General features: G+C 61.1%; 16 protein-coding genes. 5 read left to right on the top strand and 11 right to left on the bottom strand.

Features of this window, described 5'->3' with window-relative positions:
* Position 1 precedes the first annotated feature (1 nt).
* On the top strand, positions 2 to 1,021 hold the full coding sequence (gene murB, locus EDC38_RS04435; protein WP_246004331.1) for a UDP-N-acetylmuramate dehydrogenase: 1,020 nt from the start codon (positions 2 to 4) through the stop codon (positions 1,019 to 1,021).
* A gap of 39 nt (positions 1,022 to 1,060) precedes the next feature.
* Here the strand turns inward: murB and EDC38_RS04430 are convergent, their stop codons facing one another.
* From EDC38_RS04430 to EDC38_RS04380, 11 genes are all read right to left on the bottom strand, one after another.
* Positions 1,061 to 3,412, bottom strand: a complete 2,352-nt coding sequence (locus EDC38_RS04430; RefSeq protein ID WP_123637472.1) for a bifunctional serine/threonine-protein kinase/formylglycine-generating enzyme family protein — start codon at positions 3,410 to 3,412, stop codon at positions 1,061 to 1,063.
* Entirely contained in the window at positions 3,412 to 4,263 is an 852-nt protein-coding gene (locus EDC38_RS04425; RefSeq protein ID WP_024460305.1) for a PP2C family protein-serine/threonine phosphatase, read from the bottom strand. The genes EDC38_RS04430 and EDC38_RS04425 overlap by 1 nt, the downstream gene beginning before the upstream one ends.
* A 623-nt stretch (positions 4,264 to 4,886) precedes the next feature.
* Positions 4,887 to 7,823, bottom strand: coding sequence for an insulinase family protein (locus EDC38_RS04420; protein WP_123637471.1), 2,937 nt, complete (start codon positions 7,821 to 7,823; stop codon positions 4,887 to 4,889).
* A gap of 26 nt (positions 7,824 to 7,849) precedes the next feature.
* Positions 7,850 to 8,452, bottom strand: coding sequence for a tRNA-uridine aminocarboxypropyltransferase (locus EDC38_RS04415; protein WP_123637470.1), 603 nt, complete (start codon positions 8,450 to 8,452; stop codon positions 7,850 to 7,852).
* Positions 8,449 to 8,742: a GIY-YIG nuclease family protein gene (locus EDC38_RS04410; RefSeq protein WP_123637469.1), complete on the bottom strand. Its 294-nt coding sequence runs from the start codon at positions 8,740 to 8,742 to the stop codon at positions 8,449 to 8,451. The genes EDC38_RS04415 and EDC38_RS04410 overlap by 4 nt, the downstream gene beginning before the upstream one ends.
* Positions 8,739 to 10,454 (bottom strand): BatD family protein, encoded by a 1,716-nt coding sequence (locus EDC38_RS04405; protein ID WP_170162850.1) that lies wholly within the window; start codon positions 10,452 to 10,454, stop codon positions 8,739 to 8,741. The genes EDC38_RS04410 and EDC38_RS04405 overlap by 4 nt, the downstream gene beginning before the upstream one ends.
* A gap of 56 nt (positions 10,455 to 10,510) precedes the next feature.
* Complete coding sequence (locus tag EDC38_RS04400) at positions 10,511 to 12,412, bottom strand: VWA domain-containing protein (RefSeq protein ID WP_123637467.1); 1,902 nt, start codon at positions 12,410 to 12,412, stop codon at positions 10,511 to 10,513.
* On the bottom strand, positions 12,412 to 13,425 hold the full coding sequence (locus tag EDC38_RS04395) for a vWA domain-containing protein (RefSeq protein ID WP_123637466.1): 1,014 nt from the start codon (positions 13,423 to 13,425) through the stop codon (positions 12,412 to 12,414). The genes EDC38_RS04400 and EDC38_RS04395 overlap by 1 nt, the downstream gene beginning before the upstream one ends.
* Positions 13,418 to 13,963, bottom strand: a complete 546-nt coding sequence (locus EDC38_RS04390; RefSeq protein ID WP_123637465.1) for a DUF4381 domain-containing protein — start codon at positions 13,961 to 13,963, stop codon at positions 13,418 to 13,420. The genes EDC38_RS04395 and EDC38_RS04390 overlap by 8 nt, the downstream gene beginning before the upstream one ends.
* 12 nt (positions 13,964 to 13,975) lie before the next feature.
* Positions 13,976 to 14,944 carry a DUF58 domain-containing protein gene (locus tag EDC38_RS04385; RefSeq protein WP_123637464.1) on the bottom strand — a complete coding sequence of 323 codons (969 nt, stop codon included), beginning with the start codon at positions 14,942 to 14,944 and terminating at the stop codon, positions 13,976 to 13,978.
* On the bottom strand, positions 14,944 to 15,903 hold the full coding sequence (locus EDC38_RS04380) for an AAA family ATPase (RefSeq protein WP_123637463.1): 960 nt from the start codon (positions 15,901 to 15,903) through the stop codon (positions 14,944 to 14,946). Before EDC38_RS04380 ends, EDC38_RS04385 begins: the two co-directional genes overlap by 1 nt.
* 225 nt (positions 15,904 to 16,128) lie before the next feature.
* On the opposite strand from EDC38_RS04380, the gene EDC38_RS04375 reads away from it, so the two are divergent.
* The 4 genes from EDC38_RS04375 (at position 16,129) to EDC38_RS04360 (ending at position 25,171) form a co-directional block, all read left to right on the top strand.
* Positions 16,129 to 21,021 carry an NAD-glutamate dehydrogenase gene (locus EDC38_RS04375; RefSeq protein WP_123637462.1) on the top strand — a complete coding sequence of 1,631 codons (4,893 nt, stop codon included), beginning with the start codon at positions 16,129 to 16,131 and terminating at the stop codon, positions 21,019 to 21,021.
* Positions 21,022 to 21,201: 180 nt separating this feature from the next.
* Positions 21,202 to 22,680, top strand: coding sequence for an NAD-dependent succinate-semialdehyde dehydrogenase (locus tag EDC38_RS04370; protein WP_123637461.1), 1,479 nt, complete (start codon positions 21,202 to 21,204; stop codon positions 22,678 to 22,680).
* Positions 22,681 to 22,685: 5 nt separating this feature from the next.
* Positions 22,686 to 23,846, top strand: a complete 1,161-nt coding sequence (locus tag EDC38_RS04365; protein WP_123637460.1) for an isocitrate/isopropylmalate dehydrogenase family protein — start codon at positions 22,686 to 22,688, stop codon at positions 23,844 to 23,846.
* Between the two features lie 65 nt (positions 23,847 to 23,911).
* Positions 23,912 to 25,171: an aspartate aminotransferase family protein gene (locus EDC38_RS04360; RefSeq protein ID WP_123637459.1), complete on the top strand. Its 1,260-nt coding sequence runs from the start codon at positions 23,912 to 23,914 to the stop codon at positions 25,169 to 25,171.
* Positions 25,172 to 25,190: the final 19 nt, after the last annotated feature.

Genomic DNA, 25,190 nt, shown 5'->3' with positions numbered 1-25,190 from the left:
CGTGGATATACAAGACAATATCAGCCTTCAACCCTACAACACCCTGGCAGTGCCCGCCAAAGCGCAGCACTATGCGGAGGTCACAGATGTGTCGCAACTGCCCGCGTTGCGGCAGTTTGCGCGGGATCGAAATCTGCCCCTTCTGATTCTCGGTGGCGGTAGCAATGTCGTGTTGCGAGAGGATTTTCCCGGCCTGGTTCTGCACATGCGCATGACCGGTAAAACCCTGGTTCAGGAAGATCGCCATCACGGCTGGCTTCGCGTGGCCGCTGGGGAAAACTGGCATGAACTGGTTGAGTATTGTCTGGCGAACGAATACTGGGGGCTGGAAAATCTTTCGCTGATCCCGGGTTCTGTGGGGGCGGCGCCGATTCAGAATATTGGTGCCTACGGTGTGGAGCTGAAAGATGTATTTTCGGAGCTGGAGGCCATGGATGTGGCGACCGGTGAGGTGCATCGGTTCGATAAAGACGCCTGCGAATTCGGTTATCGCGACAGCCTGTTCAAACGGGCCGGTAAGGACCGGTACATCATTTTATCGGTGACTTTGAAACTGTCTCGGCAGCCGCATCTGAAAGTGACTTATCCGGCGTTGAAAGAAGCGGTGGGCGCGATACCCATGGCGGAACTGACGCCGCTGGCGGTGAGTGAGGCGGTGTGCCGGATTCGTCGCAGCAAACTGCCGGACCCGGTGGAGATTCCCAATGTGGGAAGTTTCTTCAAGAATCCGCTGGTGGGGCTGGATCAGTTTCTCGAACTGCAGGTGCGTCATCCCGGGCTGGTGTCCTACCCGGTGGATGCGCGCCATGTGAAGCTTGCCGCCGGATGGCTGATCGAGCGAGCGGGGTGGAAAGGCGTGGCCCGTGGGCCGGTGGCGGTGCACGCGCATCAGGCGTTGGTATTGACCAATCCGGGCCGGGCGTCCGGTGGGGAAGTGCTGGCTCTGGCCGAAGAGATTCGTCACTCCATTGCCGCGGAGTACGGTGTGGATCTTGAGCCCGAACCCCGGGTCTATCCCTGACGCACCGGCCCCTTATCCGGGGCTACCGATGCCGAACGGTCAGTACAACTCGACCACGACCCGGAACCCCAGGTTACTCTCCCGATAATCAGTGGGCGCACCCCGCCGAACATGGGTGGCGATATTGCCCACCGAATCTTCAAACGAACCTCCGCGTATAGTCCGCTCGGTGCAATTTTCGGTGATCAGGGGCGTGCCGTTCTGAGGCATTTCCAGCAAGTGGTTCCGGTAACAGTCCTGAGTCCACTCGGCCGCATTACCCGCGACACTGTGCAAGCCGAAGGCATTGGCCGGATAGGAACCCACGGGTGCGCTTTTTGAGGAAAAGAGACCGGTGTACTCACTGTTGCAGCCCCTTCGGCAGTTCGCGAGTCCGTCAGCGTCGGCGCCAGCTTCTCCCCACCAGAAAGTGGTTTGGGTGCCCGCCCGCGCGGCGTACTCCCACTCCGCCTCACTCGGCAAGCGGTAGCGTTTGCCGGTGCTCTCACTGAGCCAGTTTACGTAGGCCAGGGCATCGTTCCAGCTCACATTGATCACCGGCCGGTTGTCTCGTCCCCAGCGCTCGTCGTCGGGCAGCGGGCGGTCCGTGGCCCGGGCAAACTTGTCGTAGTCGGCGAAGGTGATTTCAAATCGGCTGATGGCGAATGCCCGGGGAATCCGGACATTCCGTTCGGGCATGCTGCGGCTGTCCAGTTTGCTGCCCATGGTGAAACGACCGGCGGGAACGATCACCATCTCGGGCCCCCGGTCGCCGTCGCGGAGCTCGTTGTAAAAGGTTGCACCTGCCACCGGTGTTTTGCGCAGGGAGACCGGCAGCGTCACCGCCTCGTCTTCCACCTCAATCCATCGGGTGTCGGTATCGTAGCCGGCATAGCTGGTTTCGATGTGGTAGCGCCCGGGCAACAGGGGAATGCCCGGGTAATAGCGATCCGGTATGTTCAGAATGCGGACCCGGGCGTTTTCCGGCTCCGGCGTGACCCGCAGTTCGTAGCGTGGTGGGGCGGCCGTCGGGGTTTCCACGGGTGTCTCGGGTCTCATCCCCATCAATGCTTCCGTGCTGCTCTGATTCTCGGTTTCGGGCTCGGGACGCAAGACCAGCGGAGTCGTGGGAATCTCGGTGGTGCGGACCGGCTGGGGGCGGGGCTCGGTCGGTGTCGGGGCGATCAAGTGCGCGGTGCGACGAGCGAGTGACTGCACCGGGTCCGGCAGCCAGCGCTCACCGGGCAGTGTCCATTCGTTCAACGCCAGGCTGAAGGCACCCCAGATGACTGTCAGCAGTATCACCAGGGTCAGAGTGCGGGAAACTAACCGGCGTCCTCGCCACAGGCTGTGGTAGTGCGCCGCCTGCTGCACCTGGGTGGAAATGACAGTGGTGTGTTCCTGGGGCGGACTCAGTGGCCCCTTGATTTCGGTTACCCGGATCTGTGGGTGGCGGTACAGGCCGCGGCGCGGCGTCCAGCGCAGCGAGCACAGGCTCTGCCATGCCAAGCGTATCTGTTCTCGCAAGGCTCCGAGCGTGGTCGCCAACAGTGCCCGGAACAGCGAGAGGAGTTGAACCCGGGTGGAGTCCGCGGTGGTGAAATAGGTCTGTCCCAGGCCGGCGGGCCCCTCCAGTGCATCGATTGCCGCAATCACATCCCGGCCCCGCTGAAAGCGATTGTCCGGGTCTTTGGCGAGCAACTGATTGAGAATCTTCTGGTACGCCTGATACTGGGGCGGGAGCTTGGGAATGGGCGCGGTCAGGTGCTTGATGGCGATGGCCACTGCTTCGTCCGCCTGGTAGGGCACTTGTCCGGTCAGCATTTCGTAAAAGACCACACCCAGGCTGTAAATATCGGCGCGACCGTCCACGGGTTTTCCCCGGGTCTGCTCCGGGCTCATGTAATGAGGCGTGCCGACCACCGTGCCGGCGTTGGTCATCCGGGAGGCGGAGCTGACGGTCTTGGCGACCCCAAAGTCGGACAATACCGCGGAGTTGTCTTCGCGGAACAGAATGTTTTCGGGTTTGATATCCCGGTGGATATAGCCTTTCTCGTGAGCGTGGTCCAGCGCCCCGGCGATTTCCCGAGTAATTCGCAGGACTTCCTGAGTGCTCAGCCCGGAGGCCATTTTTTCGTGAATGGAACCGCCGGCCAGATAGTCCATGGCGATGTAGTTCAGGTTCTTGTAACGCCCGATATCGTAGATGGAGACGATGTTAGGGTGCGACAGTTGCCCGACGATATTGGCTTCGCGCTGAAAGCGTTCGCTGAACACCGGATCGCCATTGAGCGCCGGAGACATGACTTTCAAGGCAACTTCTCGGCCCACGCTCAGTTGAATGGCAAGGTAGACGGTGGACATCCCGCCCTGGTTGATTTTGCGAATGATGCGGTAGCCGGGAATATGCATTACCGGGCCACCCAGTAGAGCACTAACGCCAGTGACAGCAGGGCGGTGGCATACAGGGCCAGATCCGGGCCGCGCCGACCGGTAATATGCGGCACCCACTGCCACAGCGTACTCCAGCGCGAGCGCTGGCTCAGCGGTGACTGGATCAACTGCAGGGTTATATTGTCGCGACCTCCCGCGTCCAACGCGGCGCGCATCAGCCGATTGACGGCAGCACGCGGGCTGCGGCATCGAAACAGAAGGCGGGCCAGGGCTTCGTCATCCAATTCGTCGGTGAGCCCATCGCTGCACAGCAGGATCCACTGGTCCTTCAGCCATTGGCCGCGCACTGAGTCTACCTTGACCTCCTGCAGTTCGTAGGAGCCCAGACATTGAGTGATGATGTTCTTATCCGGGTGGCCCTCGACCTCCGCTTCTTCAATCACACCGGAGGCGAGCAGCATCTGGACGTAGGAGTGATCGGTGGTGAGTCGCTCGAGACGACCGCCGTCTTCGGTGTGGGTCCAGAGGTAGGCCCGGCTGTCGCCGACCCAGGCGACTTCGTAGTCGTCCCCGAGGCTGCGCAGGGCGACGATGGTAGAACCCATGCCCGGCGCACCTTCGCCATTGGCGGCGGCTTTGAGTACGGCCCGGTGGGAGGCCTGAATGGCCTGGGTGAGGCTTTTGTGTTGTTGGTCAAGCAGGGTGTCCCGGACGATGGCGCTGGCGACTTCGCCGGCTTCGTGCCCACCCATGCCGTCGGCCACGAGCCATAGGCCGCGCTCGGGCAGGCTCAGGAGCGTGTCTTCGTTGTTGTCGCGCTTGTGGCCCGCGTGGGTGGCGGCGCTGTATTCCAGGGGTGGCTGGGGCATAGTTAGTCCGTTGTCACCATCGTATGTTACCGGCTTGGGATCGCCTCGGGAATCCTAAAGCACTTTGCCGTCGAAAACTACATAACAGGTCGCGGTTTGGGTTTTCGATGGCTCCCGTACCAAAATTCCCTTCGGTTTTTCGAAAGGACTTTTTAATCGGACTTCGTATGCAGAGCTGCGGTTGGGTAACCCCTTGCGAGACACGCCGTAAATACATCCATGTAGGCTCATCACCCGTCGTCCAGGCGGGTGACGGTCTCGCAAGGGGTTACCCAGCCTCCGCGGTGCCAGCGTGACGTTCCGGGAACTAGCGCCTTTCGCACTGCAACTTGAGCAATGGCGGATGCGCTGCGCTTATCCGCTCTACGCAAACTTCCGTGGTACCCGTACGGCTGATCGGTCCGACGATTCGGAGCATAGCGAATCCGCCGTTGCTAAGACCACACAAGTTCGGTTACTGCACTGAGGGACGTGAAGCGGAGACCCTTTCAAGACCGTAAGCGGAGGGACTCCGCGCGTCGAGCCCCCAGGGATGGGTTTACGGCGTGTCTTGAAAGGGTCTCCGCTTCGCGGCCCGGTCGCGAAGCAACAAAGACCCTATCTAATGCCTGAAGGGTGTTTGATTAAAGCTCACGCAACTCCAAGCCCAGGCTTTCTAGGACCGCTCGTTCTCCGCTGTGACTGACCACCGCCGTGCTGGCCCGTTCTGGTTTCAGGTACTCATTGGCCACGCGTTGGATATCGGCCAGGGTGACGCCCAGGACCCGGTTGCGGAAAGTCTCGCGTTTCTCCCGGGTGCGGCCAAACAACTCCGCCTGATACGTCTGACGGGCCTCGCCTGCCGGAGAAGCCGGCTTGTCCAGGCTGCTGACCACCCCCAGAATCGCCTCCTCCAACGGCTGCCATTCGTGTTCGCTGGACAACAGCCAATCCACCGCCGCCTCGAAATCCTTCAGGGTATCCGCCAGGCGGGGGTCGCGGTAGGAGAAGAACCGGAAGGCCGCGATATTGTTGTCCTGGCTGGCACCGCCGCCGTAGGCGCCGCCCTGTTCGCGAATGGTGCGGTGCAGATAACCGTTGCGCAGGAAGCCGGCCAGCACCGTCAGGGCGGCTGCGTCCGGGTGCTCCGAGGGCACCGTCGGGTAGGCTTGGGCACAGAAGTTGACCTGGGTGTTGGTCAGCCAGCCTTCGCGTACGGGCTCGTGAACGGCGGGCAGTCCGAAGGAGCGGAAGTCGGCCACCGGCGGCTCGCTGGGCCAGTGCGACTGCACGGTGTCGCGCAGCTCGTCGAGCTGATGGGGTTCACCAATCAGCAGAAACTCCCTTGGTGCGACCCGCAGGCGGGCGTGAATGCCCTCCAGTTGCGCGGCGTAGGCTTTCAGGGATTCGCCGTCTTTAAGGGCCTGATCAAGCCGCTTCAGGTGGGCGATGCCTTCCAGGCCGCCAATCCGGTGGGTCAGGCGAGCCGACGGGGCCATGCCGGCGCAGGCGGCCAGCATGGCCAGGCTGTGGCCGTTGCCGGTGATGCTCTGTTCGCGGCGGGCGCGCATCTGCGACACCAATTCTTTCAGCCGGTTGTGCTCATCGAAACGCGGTTGGGTCAGGGTCGCGCGCAGCAGTTCGTTCATGGCCCCGGCATTGCGGTTCAGTGCCTTGGAGCCCAGCGAAAAATAGGCATCAATGTTCTGAACATCATCGGTGGTGCCACGCACCGTCGCCGAGGCGCTGATACCCCCCACGGCGCTTGCCTGCCAGCGTTGAGCCTCGAGGTAATCGAGGTTGCCCAGGCCGACTTCGGTCAGGGCGTTGCAGTAGAGCGGCAGCAGCGGCTGCTCCTCCTCGCTGATGTCAGGCAGTTTGCAGGTGACCTGTTCATACACCAGGCCGTTGGTGCCGGCGCCGTAGCGGCGCAGCGGGTCGCTGGCGGGGTTCTTCGGGTCGAGGGTTTCCCGGCTGCCTTCCACATACGCCATGGTCTTGGGAATGTCTTCCAGGCCGACCTTGGGCAGGATGCTGTCGTCGTCTTTCTGTACTTGGCGCTCCTGCAGGGCCTTGGCGCGCTGCACTATCCACTGGCGGTCGTCGTCAGTGAGCTTGGCGTTGATATCGGCCAGACGTTTTTGCTCGGCCTCCTGGGCCCGGCGGGTGAATTGGCTGTCCGGGCGCAGGGTCAGGCGCAGGCGGTGAGGGTTGTCGAGCAACCAGCGACGCACCAGCGAGGGAATGAAATCCGGGTCTTTGACTTTTTCCCGCAGTTTCACCAACGCTGAATCCAGGTCGAGCAGGGCAATGGGGTCAGCTCGGTGGGTGGCGGCGGGCAGGCTGTTCATGATCAGTTGCAGGCCGTAAGGGAAACCGTCTCCGCCGACTTCGCGCTGCTGCAATTCCAACTGGTGCAGTGCGCTGTCAATCAGCTCCTGGGGTACGCCCTCTTCGGCCACCCGCTCCAGGGTACCGAGAATCAACTGCTCCACCTCCGGGACCTTCTCCAACTGGCAGCCTTCCAGGCCACAGCCGAAAGCCAGCTCGTACTGGGAGTCATCCAGTCCGCACAGTGGAGAGGGCGCCTGTCCTAGGTCGGACGTTTCCAGGGCGTGCAGCAGGGGAGAAGCGCTATTGTCCAGCAGGACGGCGGTCATCAGTTGGCTTTCTAGGGTTTGATCCAGGTCGGTGATATTGCCCAGCAGCCAACCCATGACGACATGGGTTTTGTGGGTCGGGTCTTCGCCTTCCTCCAGCGGGTAGGCCTCTTCCACCGCGATGGGGGCGTGGTAGCGCTTCTCTTCGCCTACGGCAATGACATCATCCAGGCGCTTGAAACGGTGCAAAGCTTTGGCTTCAAACTTGGCCTGATGCTCCGCCGCCGGAATATCGCCATAGGTCATGAAGATCGCATTGCTCGGATGGTAATGGGTGCGATAGAACTGCTGGAGTTGTTCGTAGGTCAGGTCCGGGATGTGTTCCGGATCGCCACCGCTGTTGTGGTGATAGGTGGTGGTCGGAAACAGGTAGCGACACAGCGACTGCCACAGTTGTGCGGGCACCGAGCTCATGGCGCCTTTCATTTCATTGAACACCACACCTTTGAACGTCAGCGGGGAATCGGGGTTATCCGGTTCCTTGAACTCCAGGCGATGACCTTCCTGGGCAAAGTCCAGCTCGTCCAGGCGGGAGAAAAACACCGCATCCAGGTACACATCCAGCAGGTTGTCGAAGTCCTTGCGGTTCTGGCTGGCGAAGGGGTAGGCGGTCCAGTCCGGACTGGTGAAGGCGTTCATGAAGGTGTTCAGGGACCGGCGGATCATCATGAAAAACGGATCGCGTACCGGGTACTTTTCGCTGCCACAGAGCGCGGTGTGTTCGAGAATGTGGGCGACCCCGCGCGAGTCCTGGGGCACGGTGCGCAGGGCGACCAGAAAGACGTTCTCCGGGTTGTCGCTGGCGAGATGGATGTGCTGAGCACCGGTCACTTTGTGCTGGTACTCCTCCACCCGCAGATTCAGGGAGTCGATGGTCTGGCTGCGCAGGTGCTCAAAGGCGGCATGGCTGGTGTGGGTCATAAAGTTTCACAATCTCCGGTATCGGTTTACGGCTTGGGTCGAAACGCGAGTTGCTGGTCGTTGAAGCCGTCAAAAGCGTCGAGTAAAGGCTCATAGTCTACGCGCTCGCCCTCCAGATGCGCCAGTGCGTAACAGCAGGCTTCCAGGGTGGAGAGCTGACCGGGCTTGCGCGCCCGACGAATTCGATAGCGCGATGGTGGCGTATCGGTCAGGGCCAACCTGGGCAGTGCGTGCAGTGGCGGGTTGAGGTAGAGCATCTTGCGGCTCTTGCGCCAGGTGGCATCGAGCACCACAAGCTGGCGTCGCGGCCCGGTATCGTTTCGCTCGGTAAGGTCGTTCGGGTCCGGATACCGGGGGGCGGGTAGATCGTCGGTCTCCGGGTAGAGCAGTATCGATTCGTCGGCCCGGTTCAGCAGTTCCCCCAGAGCGGCATCGGACCACTGTTCTCCCACCACCCGCTGACTGTTCTGCAGGCTGAGGTCCAACAGGCGGGCGCTGTTTTTGGCCCGATGGGCTTCGTCAGGGTGTTGCAGAATCAGCAGGGATACGCCGTTGTCGATCGGTCGAACCCAGTGGCAGATACAGGCCCGCTCCGGACGCTCGCAACGGGGGCAGAGGGCACGGCTCATTCGGCGGCCTCCGGATCGACGGCCGGAGCGGGTGCGCTGGCGATCAGTTGTTCTTTGGCGGCGCGCGACAGCTGCTTGATGGCGTACTCCCGTCGACTGGCACTGGAGCGGTCGGGATGATGTTCCAGAAAGCATAACCGGTGGGGCTGGCGACCGCGAAAATAGCGGGCTCCACGGGGTCCGCCGCTGTGCTCCTTCCAGCGGCGTACCACATCGGTGGTGATGCCGGTGTAGTACCGGCCATCGTCACCGAGAATGATGTAAACCTGCCAGCGGCTCTCGGCCATCATGAGTATGGGTACAGGGGTTTGAGTCCCCCGGTATCGGTGCGCCTGGATCTATGACCGGCCCGGCTCTGATTCAGAGCCTGCAGCAGGGCGGTGGTGTCGAACGATGAGTCGGGCTCACCCTTGAACAGTATGGCGTCCAGCTCTTGCAGTCGCACCCGCGCCACGTCGTCGTCGAGCCGCTCGGCCAGGTCGGTCAGGCCCCGGGGGGGCACGTCGGGCCAGATGGCGGTTCCCCAGTCGAGCAGGGCCCGGCGCAGGGCGTGCAGGTCATCGGCTTTGGCGGCGCGTTTGACGCCTTGCCAGGCTCGGCCGCGGGCGGCCCGGGCCCGATCTCTCTCGCCTCGGGCCTGTGCCTCGCGCGCGGCAAGATCGGTCTTCAGCCGCCAGACGAGGAAGGCGAGCCAGAGGCTCAAGGCTGACAGGAGCGCCGTGGCTATGCCCAGTACTACGGTAACCAGCGGCGCTGGCCCGCTTGCAGCCGGGCGGGGGGCGGTGGCGTCTTCGCCATTTTCGCGCTCCCGGGACGGTGTGACCTCGGAAGCGGGGGCGGCGCCGGGTATGGCGGTGACGTTGACGGTGCTAGCAGGCAGCTCGGCGGTGCGCATCTGATCGGCCTCGGTGTCCCACCAGGTCAGGGTGACCGCTGGAATCTCGAGGCGTCCGCTCTGGTTGGGCACCATCGCCAGGGTCAGGGTGCTGGTGCTCTGGACGCCACTCGCATTGACCTGCTCTTCGGTTTGCGGCCGGTCCGGGTAGAGTGTCAGGCCCGGGGTTTCTTCCAGCGTCAGGGCGGGGAGTTGCGCGGCGGTCAGACCGTCCGCCTGAATGGTGATTCGGCGAGTCACCGGTTCACCCTGACGCAGGGAGTCCGGATCGGTACCCCAGTGTTCGCTCAACTGCAGATTGCGGGCCGGCAGCCAGGTGTTGCCGGTGTATTGATCGGGCGTCGGGTCCACCGTCACAGTCAGGGCGTCGGTACGGACTCGCTGTCGGCTGCTGCGGCCCCAGAAATCTCGCTGTCCCCGGCTGACGGCGAGTTCATACACCAGGGAGGGGATTTCCAGGGTGCCACTGCGCTGGGGGAACAGGGCAAAGGTGGTTTCCAGAACAATGTGCTGGCGGCCGTCGATCTGGCTGATGTAGTTTTCTTCATTGACGGCCTTGATCACCGCATCGTTCAGTTCCAGCGGCTGAATTTCCGCGCCATCCAGATTGACCCGGCTGTACAGACGCACCGTGAACAGGACCTGTTCCTGAACGTGGACCCTTTCCTTGTTCAGCTCCGTTTCCACAAAAATGTCCCGGCCTTCGCTATCTGGCTGCTGTTGCCGTTCTTGCACCGTCACGGTGATGGGTTCGCTCTGGCTGCCTCCGAATTCGAACGCGGGGATGTTGAGGGTGCCGGCCCGTTTGGGGGCCAGCATCAGGCGCCACTCGGTCCAGCCTTCCATGTCGCCGTTGACGATGCGCATCTGGTGACTGCGCTGATTGCTGAGGATGTCGAAGTCCCGGCGCAGCCCGTCGAAATCGGGCCCCCCGGTCAGGGTTCGCCCGGTCTGGCGCACGGTCAGTGTCAGGGTGTCGTTCAACCCGATGGTCTCGCGGTCGACATTGGCGATCAGCTCCTGGGCCTGGGTGTGGCTGGCCAGTAGCAGGATCATCAGTAACGTGGTCTGTAATGTCGCCCTCAAGTGGGTCGCGAATGGCTTCATGAATGTCATCGTGTCCGGTGTCTGTCTCATGGTCATGTGGGTTGAGTATACTCGGGCTACCAGCGCTCTTCGGTTCCCTGTCCCTCGGTTTCGCCGCGCATCTGCTGTAAGCGCCGCTGTTGGCTCTGGTACTCAAACTTGCGGCGCAGCAGACCGCCGGGGTCATCGGGTACCTGACGGAGCCACTGCTCCATGGACTGGCGCTCTTCATCGCTGACATCGCCCTCTTGAAGGGTGGCGGCTGGGGTCTCTTCGTCACCCTCTTGGCCGTCCTCTTCCGGGTTTCCGGATTCTGGCTGTTCCCGCTCGGCCTGGTCGTCCTGTCCCTCCGGCGATGGGCTGTCCGTATCGGTTCTCTGTGGTTCGTCGTCGCCTGGTGAGTCGCTGGTGTCGGAATCCGATGGATTCTCTTCGCTGGTGTTCTGTTCGTTGTCGCCGGAGGACTCGCTCTCAGAGGGTGATTGCTGCTCTCCGTCCTGTTCGCTTTGTGAATCCTGTTCGTTCTGCCCGGACTCCCCGGAGTCATTGTCACTGTCTTGTGAGTCGTCGCCGTTCTGTTGCTGCTCCTGTTGTTCCTGTTGCTGTTTGAGCTGTTCAACCAGCGCCTTGTTGGCCCGGGCGTCTTCCAGGGTCGAATCTTTTTCCAGCGCCTGTTCGTAAGCGTCGATGGCACCGTCCAGATCACCGGCTTTGGCCAGGGCGTTGCCCCGGTTGTAGTGGGCGCGGGCACTGTCGCTCTGGGCGAAGGCTTTCGCCGCCGCCGCGTAATCCTCCGCCCGATACAGCGCGCTGCCGCGCCATTCCGGGTTCTGGAAGTGCTCGGCGGCCGCGGCCGGATCACTGTCTTCCAGAGCCTGGGCGCCCCGTTGATCCGGAGTCAGGAATGGGGCCTGCCAGTCCGCCGCCTGAGCCGGTTGGGGGAGCAGGCCGCACAGGGGCAGGGCGACTACCAGCACCAGCAGACCGCGCCGGAAACTGTACAGCACGATGGGTAACAACAGCAGCACCAGCCAGTGGCCCCGGTCGTACCAGGTGTCGAACTGTCGGTCCAACTGACGCTCCTTGCCTTCCATCCAGCCGGGTTGTTCCAGCAGCCACTGCACGTCGTCGGCGCTGGCATCAATACGCTCATAGCGCCCGCCGGTGCGCCCGGCCAGACGTTCAAGGCGGTCCTGTTCTAGCTTGGCGACCACGATGTTGCCCTGGCGGTCCCGCTCAAAGCCACCCCGATCGTTGGGAATGGGGGCTCCATCCGGGGTACCGACGCCGAGAATGGACAGCCGGAATGCGGTATCCCCGAGCTGCTCGAGAATGGGGGCGGTCGCCTTTTCGACAACCCCGTCCGTCAGCAGCAGGATCTGTCCCTCGCTGATGCCCGCGTCGGCAAACAGGGTCTTGGCCTGTTCGATGGCTTCCTCCGGGCGACTGCCGGGAAGGGGCATAACGTTGGGGTGCAGGGCGTTGAGCAGGCTGCGGATGGTGGCGGTGTCGTCGGTCAGGGGCGAGACCACATGGGCGTCCCCCGCATAGGCGATCAGGCCGGTAAAGCCTTCTTTGCGTTCGCGCAGGACATCGGCGATTTTCAGGCGGGCGCGGACCAGACGCGACGGCGCCAGGTCCTCGGCCAGCATGGAGGGCGACAGATCGAGCACGATGATCAGAGCGTTCTCGGTCTTGTGGACGGGCATGGGCCGTTTTTCCCAACTGGGCCCGGCCAGGGCCAGGCAGGCCAGTACCCAGGCCGCCAGTAGTCCCCACAGGTAGCCGCGGCGCTTTTGTTGGGTCGCCGGGTCCAGAAGGTGCTCCAGCAGACCCGGAGCGATCAATTGGCGCCACTGGCGAGCCTGCTGGCGTTGTTGCCACAACAACAGAACCAGAGCGATCGCCGGAATCAGGGCCAGCAGCCAGAGCGGCCGCAGCCAGTGGAAGTTCTCAAGTGCTGTCTGAAGTGTATCCATCAGCGAGATCCTCCCGAGGTGCGTGCGGTCAGTCGGGGGCTCAGCCAGCGGCCGGCGGCCAGCAGAGCGCTGAGCACAAAGGCGAAGGCCAGGGGCCAGTGAAACAGGCTCCGGGTGGGACGGAAGGTTTCCTCGTCGTATTCAATGGGCTCCAGTTCATTCAATGTCTGGTGCACCTGGTACAGCTCCTCCAGACTGCGCGCCCGGAAATAGCGCCCGCCAGTCTGGGCAGCTATTTCTCTCATGGTGTCTTCATCCAGGTCCCGGGAGGGGTTTACCCGGCGCTGGCCAAAGATGGTCTGGGTGATCATTTCCTCCGCGCCAAAACCGATGGTGTAGATCTTGACGTTGTGTTGCTCGGCCAGATAGGCGGCCCGCTGTGGGGTCAGTTCCCCGGCGTTGTTGGCACCATCGGTCAGCAGAATCAGCACCCGGCTGGCCTCGGGGCGGTCCCGCAGACGTTTGACGGCCAGCCCGATGGCATCACCGATGGCGGTTTTTTCTCCGGCAAAACCGATCTGGGCTTCCTGTAACAGGGTGTAGACGGTCTGCCGATCGTAGGTCAGTGGCGCTTGCAGGTAGGCACGGGTACCGAACAGGATCAGACCGAGGCGGTCGGTCTGGCGCTCCTGGACAAAATCACCCACCACCCCTTTGACCGCCTGCAGACGATTGATGGCTTGCCCTTGGTACTGCATGTCCTCGATTTCCATACTGCCGGAAATGTCGACGGCCATCAGCAGATCCCGGCCGCTGCTGGGCAGGCTGACCGGCTCGCCGACCCACTGGGGGTGGCTGGCGGCGAGCAGGCTGGCGCTCCAGATCAGCCAGAGGCTGGCGGCCATCAACCAGCGCCGTTCGCCTTCACGGGACTCTTCGCCTCGCAGTCGCTTCAATCGACTGAAGAAAGGCACCCGCAGGGCCGCCTCGCGGCTGGGCTCTTCCGGAACCCAGCGCATCAGCAGTGGCAGCGGCAGTAACAGCAGCAGCCAGGGCCATTGCAGCTCAAGCATGGTGCACCTCCGCGAGCCATTGCTGAACGCGTCGCTCGGACAGGCGGTGGCGGCGAATCCATTGTGCGGCCAATTGATGCAGGGCCTCGACATCCACTTTCGGATCGGGTTGATAGGGGCCGTCGGCCAGGATGTGACCGGGCCCTTCGGTAAACGCCGGTTCCAGCCCGGCACCGGCGTCCAGAAAGCGCAGCCACTGGGGCCCCTTCAGTGCCGCCAATTCAGCTTCGCGCGCTTCGGGCAGGGCGCTCAGCGCGGTTCGGCGAAGCAGTTGGCTGACCTGCTGCACATAGTGTCGGCGGGTGGTCGGGCCCGGATCGCTCCGCTGGTAGTCCCGGTAGGCATGTTCGAGTAGCGCCATTGCCTGGCGACGGTAGCGCTGCCGGCGTTGACGGCGGTAACCCTGCCACAGCAGTGCTCCGAGCACGATCAGCAGCAGGGCAATCAACAGCCACCAGCCCCAGGCCAGGGGCCACCAGCCGATGGGCTCCGGCAGATGAATGTCGTTCAGTTGTGCCAGTGGGTCTTGCGGATTCATGGGTGCAGTCAATCAGCCTCGGGCGCGGTGACGGCGGGCGCCAAAACGCTCGCGCAGCAATGTGTGAATGTCGTCGTCGGTGGCGTAGGAGAGCAACGGTAACGCCAGACGCCGGCTGCTTTCGGTCAGCGCCTGCAACTGCGTCTCGAATTCCCGACGGTAGGCCTGGCGGAACGCCGGGTCCTGGGCGGGCAGTTGGAGGCGCTCCTCCCCGTCGCTCACCGTCAGGAAATGGTTGCTGCTCAGCTCCCGCTCCAGCGGATCGTATACGTGCATCAGGGTTACGTCGGTATGGCGTGCCAGCTCGAACAGTTGCTGCTCGCAGCGGGTGTCGAAGTCGTGGAAATCACTGATCACGAACACGGCACTGCCGGGCTTGGCGACGCGACGGACATCGGCCAACAGTGTCTCCAGAGAGGTAATGGCCTCGTCTGGCACCGGAGTTGCCAGCTCTCGGTTGTAGTCGTGCATCTGGTGGAGCAGTTCCAGCGCGGCGTGTTTGCTGCGCCGGGCCCGGACGTCCCGCTGGTTATGATCGCCAAATATCAGGCCACCAATCCGGTCACTCTGGTTCAGGGCGGCCCAGGCCAGGGTGCCGGCAATATGGGTGGCCAGCACCGATTTGAAACAGGTACGGCTGCCAAAAAACATCGGTGAACGCTGATCCACGACGACAAATACCGGGCGTTCGCGCTCCTCGCGAAAGATCTTGGTGTGAGGCACCTGGGTCCGGGCGGTGACCCGCCAGTCGATGGTGCGGACATCATCTCCGGGCTGATAGAGCCGCACTTCCTCAAAGTCGATCCCCCGTCCACGCATTCGAGTGCGTACCCCGCCGGTCAGCAGACTGCGAGCCGGTTGCCGGGCGAACAGTTGCAGGTCCCGGGCGGCAAAGCGCAGGCGCAACAGATCTCCCAGGTCGCAGTAAGCGCCCTGAGGGGCCAACGCGGCGGCAGTGGGTCTGGCCTTGGTTCCTGCCATCAGGCCACCGGCACCACGTCGAGCAGTCGGTCGATCACCTGCTCACGGGAAATCCCCGTGGCCTCGGCCTCAAAGCTCAGAATCAGGCGGTGGCGGAGCACGTCGTGGGCAATCGCGCGCACATCGTCGGGGCTGACATAGTCCCGGCCTTCCAGCCAGGCATGGGCCCGGGCGCACCGGTCCAGGGCAATGGTGGCCCGGGGGCTGGCGCCGTATTCCAGCCAGTTGACCAGATCGGGGTCATAGTCGCCGGGGCGCCGGCTGGCATTGATCAGTTGGACGATATACTCCTCCACCGGCTCGGCCATGTGGATCGCCAGAACCGCCTGGCGACCTTCAAACAACAGGCTTTGGCTGATTTCGGCGGGGGGCGGAGTCTCCTGGTGAGCGGCCTCGGCCCGGGCGAGCTTCAGGATTTTCCGCTCGGCCTCAATATTCGGGTAGTCCACCAGGACCTGCATCAGAAAACGATCCAGTTGGGCTTCCGGTAGCGGGTAGGTCCCTTCCTGCTCAATGGGGTTCTGGGTCGCCATCACCATGAACAGGTCCGGCAGCGGGTAGGTGGTGCTGCCCACACTGACCTGTCGTTCAGCCATGGCTTCGAGCAGGGCGGACTGTACTTTGGCCGGCGCCCGGTTGATTTCGTCACTCAAGACCAGATTGTGAAAGATGGGCCCGGGTTGAAATTCAAAGCGACCCTGCTCAGGGCGGTAGATATCGGTACCGGTCACATCCGATGGCAGCAGGTCGGGAGTGAACTGTATGCGCTGAAAGTTGCCTTCAATGGCATCGGACAGGGTTTTGATCGCCTTGGTCTTCGCCAGCCCGGGGGCGCCCTCCACCAGCAGGTGGCCGTCCGCCAACAGGGCGATCAGCATGCGTTGAACCAGATGTTCCTGGCCGACAATCTGCTGATTGAGCCAATGATTGAGGGTGTGTAATGCGTCGTGTGCCTGCATGGGTCCCCACTTATTGTGATCGGATGTTGAGCCTGGATGAATGGGCGACCTGATCAAAAGCTGACCAAATCGCGGCAATTCTGCGGCGATGCGCCCGTAGACTTGTGTTAATGGCGTCAGTTCCCTGATTTTCAAGCAGTGACACTCGACAAGTGTACACCCTCGGACCAAACTGAAAACTGAGCGACACCGATAACGTCTGCGGGACGATGAACAGGAGGCAGTGTGGATATACGCTTGGTGAACGCCGGAGATAAGGATGAGCTGTTTGCGGACCTGGATGCCCTGGCGGGAGATTCCATTGAGGAAAGCCAATGGGCACTCTGGCTCACCTTCAGTCGGGCTTTTTTTGCACGTTTACCTCTGGAGGAATGGGTCGGTCGACCGATCAAGGATGTCTTCGGCGCGGTGCACAGCGCCTGGCGGTTGATGAATCAGTTCCGGCCCGGCAAGCCGTCCGTGCGCCTGTTCAATCCAACTCTGGAAGAGGATGGTTGGCTCTGTCCGCACAGTGTGTTGTTGGTTCAGCAGCGGGATATGCCCTTTCTCGTCGATTCCATTCGGATCGAGCTGAATCGGCGCAATATTGCGATTCACAGCATCAAGAGCACGGTGCTCGGTGTGATCAGAGACGAGCAGCAGCGGCCGGTTGGACTCTGGCCGGCTGAGGGCGATGAGACGTCGGATGATTCTGACAAAGGCGCCGTGGAAGCGCTGGTGTACATGGAGATCCGGCTGCACACCGATACGCGTCAACTGCGCCAGATCAGTCGGTCGCTGATGACGGTGATGGAGCAGGTGCGGCGGGTGGTGGATGATTTCAGTGCGCTGAAAGAGGCCGCGTCAAGCGCTGCAGAGCAGCTCAGTCGGGTTACCCAGGCACCATTGAATCATAAGGTGCCGGAGAATCAGGCGTTTCTGGACTGGCTCCTTCGGGATCATTTTACCTTCATGGCGTACACCGAATACGACCTGGTGACCGAAAACGGTGACACCTGGTTGGTGGAGCGCACGGACAAGCGTCTCGGCCTGTTCCGGGATGCCGATACCGCTGCGGATCGCAAACCGGTCAGTGACGAAAACCCGGGCACGCTGCAGTTTCACCTGTCTCCCAAGTTGATCGCCTTTTCCAAAGCACCACAGCGTTCCCGCGTGCACCGGCAGGCCTACTCTGATTATATCGTGATCAAACGGTTTGATGCCGACGGTCAGTTGTGTGGTGAAAGCCGATTACTGGGTCTGTATACCTCGGCGGTGTACACCCTGAGCCCCTATGAAATTCCGCTGATTCGGGAAAAAGTCAGTGAAGTATTCGAGCGCTCTGGACTGAGTCGCAGCGGTCACGATGGCAAAGCACTGCGCCAGATTCTTGAAACCTTTCCCCGGGACGAGTTGTTCCAGAGCAGTACCAGCCAGCTTTATGAAATTGCCACCGGTGTGGCCCGAATCAATGAGCGCTACCGGGTTCGCCTGTTTGTCCGTCCCGATGCGTTCGGTCGTTTTGTCAATTGTCTGGTCTACGTGCCACGGGATCTTTTCACCACCCGCATCCGGATCAAGATCCAGACGCTACTGGGCAAAGCGTTGGGCGCGGAGGAAGTGGAGTTTAACACCTACTTTTCCGAGTCGATTCTGGCCCGGGTGCATCTGGTCTTCCGCCTGGAAGACGATGGTCCGGCATCCAACGTCAGCACGGTGCCGTTCGATGTCGATCAGCTCGAGCGGCAGATCATCGAAATCACCCGGTCCTGGGAGGATCAGTTGCTTGAGGCGCTGACGGAAGCAAAAGGAGAGGAACTGGCGGTCAAGCTTCTGGAACAGTACCAGGACGCATTCCCTTCCGCCTATCGCGAGCACTTTGATGCGCGGATCGCGGTTCAGGACCTCGATCATATCCTGAATCTCGACGGCGACGGTGATCTCGCCCTGAGCTTTTATCAACCGGCGGATCGTTCGGCGCAGGGGTTGAGGTTCAAGGTGTTCCGCCGACACGCCCCGATGGAATTGTCGGATGTGATTCCAGTTCTTGAACATCTGGGGCTTAGGGTCGTAGCGGAGCACCCCTACGACATCGTATCGAGCTCGGGGGATGAGGTTTATCTGCACAACTTCCATCTCACTTACGATGCCGAGGCCTCTCTGGATATACCGGCCGTGCGCCACAAATTCCAGGATGCCTTTTCGGCGGTCTGGAATCAACGCGCCGAGAGCGATGGTTTCAATCGCCTGGTGCTGAGTGCCGGGTTGACGTGGAGGGAAGTGACGGTGTTGCGGGCTCTGGCGGCCTATATGCACCAGACATTGTTCAATTTTACCGAGGGTTATATCGCCTCGGCACTGGTCAATCATGCCCGCATAACCCGGGATCTGATCAGCCTGTTCAAAGCGCAATTTGACCCATCAGCCAGTGGTGATCGTACCGAGCGGCGAGGCACCATTCACGCGCGTATTCTGGATTCCCTGAATCAGGTGTCCAACCTTAATGAGGATCGCATCATTCGACGCTATCTGGCGATTCTCGATGGTACGGTGCGAACCAATTATTTTCAGCGAGATGGGGATGACCGCTTCAAAGAATATCTGGCCTTCAAATTGATGCCCCGCCGGATTCCCGATATTCCGGAGCCCCGCCCGCTGTATGAAATTTTTGTCTATTCCCCGCGTGTGGAGGGTGTACACCTGCGCGCGGGTAAGGTTGCCCGCGGGGGGCTGCGTTGGTCGGATCGACTGCAGGATTATCGAACCGAAGTGCTGGGGTTGGTCAAAGCCCAGCAGGTCAAGAATGCGGTCATTGTGCCCAATGGCGCAAAAGGCGGTTTTGTCTGCAAGCGTCCGCCCGCTGGGGGTGACCGACAGGCGCTGCAAAAGGAGGCAATCACCTGCTATCAGACGTTCATCCGCGGGCTGCTTGATCTGACGGACAATCGGGTGGCGGGGGAGTTGGTGCCACCCAAACAGGTGGTCAGACTGGATGAAGACGATCCCTATCTGGTGGTGGCCGCCGATAAAGGGACCGCGACCTTTTCCGATATTGCCAACGAAATTTCAGCCGAGTATGGCCACTGGCTGGGGGACGCTTTTGCGTCCGGAGGAAGCCAGGGGTATGACCACAAGGCGATGGGGATCACGGCACGTGGAGCCTGGGTGGCGGTGCAGCGGCATTTCAAGGAACAGGGCCTGGACATTCAACGCGAGGACTTTACCGTTGTCGGTATTGGCGATATGGGTGGCGATGTGTTCGGCAACGGTATGCTGCTGTCCGAACACATTCAGTTGGTGGCGGCGTTCAACCATCTGCATATTTTTATCGATCCGAATCCCGATGTGGCAAAGAGCTTTCAGGAGCGTCAGAGGTTGTTCAGTACGCCCGGCTCAAGCTGGGCCGATTATGACGCATCCCTGATCAGCGAGGGCGGGGGCGTTTTTTCCCGGGACGCCAAAGCGATTCCGCTTACCGACGCAATGAAGCAGCGCTTTGCGCTGGAAGACGATGAGCTGACCCCGAACGAGCTGATTCATCAATTGCTAAAAGCACCGGTGGATCTTTTGTGGAACGGTGGTATAGGGACCTACGTCAAAGCCAGTACCGAAAGTCATATGGAGGTGGGAGATAAGACCAATGACTCAGTCCGCGTTGACGGCAGTGAGCTGCGCTGCAAAGTGGTGGGCGAGGGCGGTAACCTTGGTATGACCCAGCGCGGCCGGATCGAGTTTGCGCTGCAGGGCGGTGCTTGTAATACCGATTTCATTGACAATGCGGCGGGCGTGGATTGTTCGGACCACGAGGTCAATATCAAAATACTGCTGAACGAGGTGCTGAGTAACGGTGACCTGACGCAAAAACAACGCAATCAGCGGTTGGAGACCATGACCGAGGAGGTGGCGGCACTGGTTCTGGATAACAATTATCGCCAGACCCAGGCCATCAGCCTTGCGAGTTCCGATGCGGTGCGTCGTAATGCTGAGTATCGGCGGGTCATGAGCGTGTGGCAATCCGAGGGGCGGCTGAATCGCCAGTTGGAGTTTTTGCCGGACGAGGAAACGCTCGCGGAACGTCAGGCTCAGGGGCAAGGTCTGACACGTCCGGAGTTGGCCGTGCTGATTTCCTATGCCAAGGTGATTTTGAAAAACGACCTGGCCGAAGCGGATCTTGCCAGTGATGAGTATATTGCCCGATTCGCGTTTCGTGCTTTTCCCGAGCCGCTGCAGAAAGACTACCCCGAGTGGATCAATCGCCATCGGCTGCGTCAGGAGCTGGTCGCGACCCAGGTGGCCAACGATCTGGTCAATACCATGGGGCTCAGTTTTGCTCAACGACTGTTGGACTCCACCGGTGTGGGCGCCGGAGATATGGCAAAGGCGTACGTGATTGCCCGGGATATTTATCAATTGGATGATGTCTGGCAGACGCTGGAGTCGCTGGATTATCAGGTTGATGCCAGTGTGCAGATGGAGCTGATGAAAACCTTGATGCGACGAGTTCGGCGGGCGTCACGCTGGTTTTTACGCAACCGGCGCAGTCATCTTGATCCGGGCACGGAAATCCAACAGTTCATGCCCCTGGTGGAAGAGGTCATTCGCACCTTGCCGGGGCAACTGAGCGGTGCCGCCCTGGAGGATTGGCAGGCGCAGGTCGGCTATCTGACCCAGGCTGGCGTGCCTGAAGCGTTGGTGCCTCGCGTCGCAACTCCTGGGCATCTGTATTCCGGCTTGAGCGTCGCCGAGGCTTCTCGTCACACCGAGTTGCCTCTGTTGTCTGTATTGGGTCTCTATTTGAGTATCAACGAGCAATTGCAGTTGCATGAGTTTGCCCGCCAGATTTCTGAGGCGGCCGTAGAAAGCTACTGGCAGGCGATGGCGCGGGAAACCTATCTGGATGATCTGGAATCGCAATTGCGCAGTCTGACGTTGGCATTGTGCGGATGGGTAAGCAACGAGTGTTCAGTGGAGCACACGGTCGCACACTGGGCGGAACAGTTCGCTCCGCAGCTGGATCGCTGGCGCTCCATGATGAATGAGGTGCAGAACAGCAGCGGTACCGATTACGCGATTTTTTCCGTGGCGCTGCGCGAGCTGCTCGATCTGGTGCAGATCACCCAGTACGGAGATTGGGAGTAATCTTTAGGCGTCAAAACTTTTGCCCACGAACTGTTAGGGTTCAACGAAGTTGTCAACATTTATTGACAAAAAGTCGGAAAAACACTTGCTTTCAGCCAGCCGATGTCTGCTAGAGTTGGAGCAGGTAACGAATTGATCGTTTTACGATTTCACGATGAGATGGACAGGAGCTCGATGACGATGGCCAAGACCCAGCAAACAGCCCCGATCAAACTCCGCCACGCGGCACTGTTTCAGCAAGCCTGTTACATCGGTGGCCAATGGTCGCAGGCGCAAAGCGGTGCAACGCTGGACGTGGACAACCCGGCAACGGGGGAGATCATCGGCCAGGTTCCTAACTGCAATGAGCAGGACACGGCACGTGCCATCGCGGAAGCCGAGAAGGGTTTTCAGGTGTGGCGTCACAAGACGGCCAATGAGCGCAATGAGGTATTGATGCGCTGGTATCAGTTGATGCTGGATCATACCGATGACCTCGGTGCCCTGATGACGCTTGAGCAGGGCAAACCCCTGGCCGAAGCCAAGGGCGAAGTGAATTACGCCGCATCGTTTATCAAATGGTTTGCCGAGGAGGCGCGCCGCGCTTATGGCGAAACCATTCCCGGCGCCAAACCCGGTCAGCATATTGTGGTGACCCGTCAGCCTGTGGGCGTGACCTGCTGTATCACCCCCTGGAATTTCCCGGCCGCCATGATCACCCGCAAAGCGGGCGCAGCGCTGGCAGCGGGTTGCTCAATGATCGTCAAACCCGCCGAGGCAACACCCTATACGGCGCTGGCGCTGGCGCAACTGGCCGAGGAGGCTGGAGTGCCCGCCGGTGTGCTGAACGTCATCACCGGCAAACCCCAACCAATCGGCGAGGCGCTGACCCGTAGCCCGGTGGTGCGCAAGCTCAGTTTTACCGGTTCTACCCGGGTGGGCAGTATTCTCATGTCCCAGTGCGCCGAACACATTCAGAAAGTGTCCCTCGAGCTGGGCGGCAATGCGCCGTTTATCGTGTTTGATGATGCCGATCTGGATAAAGCGGTCGAGGGGGCGATGGCCTCCAAGTTTCGCAACACCGGCCAGACCTGCGTGTGCGCGAACCGGTTTCTGGTGCAGCGCAGCGTGCACGATGCCTTCGTTGAAAAACTCACCGAGGCCATGAAGACACTCAAGGTCGGCGACGGTTTTGAAGAAGGGGTCAATCAATCCGCATTGATCAACCGCGCGGCGGTCGAAAAGGTCCAGCAGCATTATCAGGACGCCATGAGCAAAGGGGCCAAGCGGGTCTTCGGTCCGGCACCGGAGGGCGACAGGGGCAACTATGTGGAGCCACTGTTGCTCACCGGTATCAAACCGGAAATGCAGGTCTGTCACGAAGAAACCTTTGGCCCCCTGGCCGCGGTCATGGCGTTTGACTCTGAAGACGACGCCATTCGCCTGGCGAACGATACGCCCTATGGTCTGGCGGCGTACTTTTACAGCCAGAACATTCATCGCGTCTGGCGTGTCGCCGATGCGCTGGAGAGTGGCATTATCGGCGTCAACGAGGGCGCCGTGTCCAATGCCGCCGCACCTTTCGGTGGCATGAAAGCATCGGGACTGGGACGGGAAGGGTCCAGTCACGGTATGGCCGAATACGAGGAAATCAAATACCTCTGCATGGGTGGGGAGTAACGGCCATGGCCCAGCAACCGATCAAGCTGGCGTTGATGCCCGGAGACGGTATCGGTGTGGAAGTGGTCGCCGCGGCCGAACGGGTGCTGGACACCTTGCGCCAGCGGTATGACCTGCCTCTGAGCTGGGACACACTGCCCTGGCCGAGTACCGCCTGGCATCGTGAGCACGGCGAAATGATGCCGGCGGATGCGCTGGAGCGGCTCGGCGACTATCAGGCCCTGTTGTTGGGTGCGCTTGGCGATCCGGGGCCGACCAGCGATCCCAAGCGTTACCGGTTATCCGACGGTGTGTCTCTGGCGCCGTTGCTGACTTTCCGCAAAGGCCTGGATCTCTGGGCCTGTGAGCGCCCGGCGCGCCTGCTTCCGGGAGCGCCCCAGTACCTCGCCGATGAGCGGGCCAAAGATATCGACATGCTGGTCATTCGGGAAAACAGTGAGGGCGAATACGTCAATCAGGGTGGGCGACTGCGCGCCGGCACGCCGGATGAGACCGCCACCCAACTGGAAGTGTTTACCCGCAAGGCCACCGAACGACTGATCCGGCATGCCTTCAATCGGGCCAGGGAGCGACTGACGTTGCGAGAGCAGGACGGCGAGCTGCGCGAGTACCTGTGCGACCGCTCGGGCCTGAAGGGCGCCCAGGTGTGCCTGATTACAAAGCGCAATGCACAACCGCATTGGGGTGAAATGTATACCGAGGTCTTTGAACAGGTCGCGCGGGAGTATCCGGACATTGGCGTGCATCACGAACTGGTGGACGCCGCCTGCATGAAGTTTGTCCAGTGCCCCTGGCAGTTCGATGTCGTGGTGGCCAGCAACCTGCACGGCGACATTCTGACCGACCTGGCCGCCGTGTTGGCCGGTGGACTGGGTGTGGCGCCCTCGTGCAACATCAACCCCGATGACAAGTCCCGGCCGGCCCTGTTCGAGCCGACCCACGGCAGCGCGCCGGATATCGCGGGGCAGGGTATCGCAAACCCGAGCGCCATGCTGTTGACCACGGCGATGATGCTCGACTGGCTCGGTCTGGCGGATGCGGCGCAATCCTTGCGCTCGGCGGTTGCCGAAGATCTGCAGGCACAACATCGTCAATCACAAGAGCAGAACAGCGGTGCGCGCACCACCGATGAGATCACCCAATCCATTCTCGGGCATCTTTCATGAGAATGGATTGAATATCATCACCGATCGTAAATGAAAGCACCATCGAGAAAACAGGAGCACTATCCATGAGCCATCTGTCGCCACTCCTGAAACAGTCCAGTAACGTCTGCGTTGAACACGGCGAGGGCGCCTGGCTTTACGATACTGACGGTCAGGCTTATCTGGACTTTACCTCGGGTATCGGGGTAACCAGTACGGGCCACTGCCATCCCACGGTGGTCAAGGCGGCACAGGAGCAGGTGGGTAAAGTCATTCATGCCCAGTACACCACGGTGACCCATGAACCCATGCTCAAATTGACCGATCGCCTGGTGGAAAAAATGCCCAAGGGCATCGATTCGGTGGCGTTTGCCAACTCCGGTTCCGAGGCGGTCGAAATGGCCTTGCGGCTGGCTCGACACGCCACCGGCCGTGCCAACATCCTGACCTTTCACGGCGGTTTTCATGGTCGGACCATGGCCGCTGCCTCTATGACTACCTCCGGTACCAAAGTGCGCACCGGGTTTCACCCCATGATGGCCGGGGTGGTGACCGCCCCCTTTCCCCACGCCTATCGCTATGGTTGGGACGAACAGGCGGCGGTGGAGTTCTGCCTGCGCGAGCTGGATGAAATCCTGAAAACCCACAGTGCGCCCTCAGATACTGCGGCCATGATCATTGAGCCGGTGCAGGGTGAATATGGCTATTACCCGGCTCCGAAGGCCTTTCTGGAAGGCATCGCCCAGCGCTGTAAAGACCACAACATCCTGTTGATTGCCGATGAAATCCAGGCCGGCTACGGCCGCACCGGGCGCTTCTGGAGCCATGAACATGCCGATGTCCACCCAGACATTGTCATTACCGCCAAAGGCTTGGCCAGTGGTTTTCCGCTGTCGGCGATTGCCGCGTCCCAGTCGCTGATGAACCAAGGCTTGCCCGGTTCGCAGGGTGGGACCTACGGTGCCAATGCGGTGGCCTGTGCCGCTGCGTTGGCGACACTCGACGTGGTCGAGGGCGAGAAGCTGGTCGCCAATGCCGCCGAGCGAGGCGAACAGCTGTATGCTCGGTTGGAGGCGTATAAGAAAGAGTACGCCTGGATCGATGACCTGCGTGGTCGGGGGTTGATGCTGGGCATGGAGATCGCCCACAGCCCGGATCGACCCCGCGCGGACATTGCGGAAAAACTGGCAAAGGAGTCCGAGAAGCGTGGACTGCTTTTGCTGCGCTGCGGCACCGCCGGGCAGATCATCCGCTGGTTGCCGCCGCTGGTGGTTTCGGCGGAAGAAGTGGACGATGCGGCGGACCGTTTCGGCAAAGTGCTCGAAGCCGTTGCCTCTGAACTGTAACGACTGAATCGACTCAAAG

The sequence above is a fragment of the Marinimicrobium koreense genome, from assembly GCF_003762925.1.
Lineage (GTDB): Bacteria > Pseudomonadota > Gammaproteobacteria > Pseudomonadales > Cellvibrionaceae > Marinimicrobium > Marinimicrobium koreense.
This window is presented reverse-complemented; position numbering and strand designations above follow the sequence as displayed.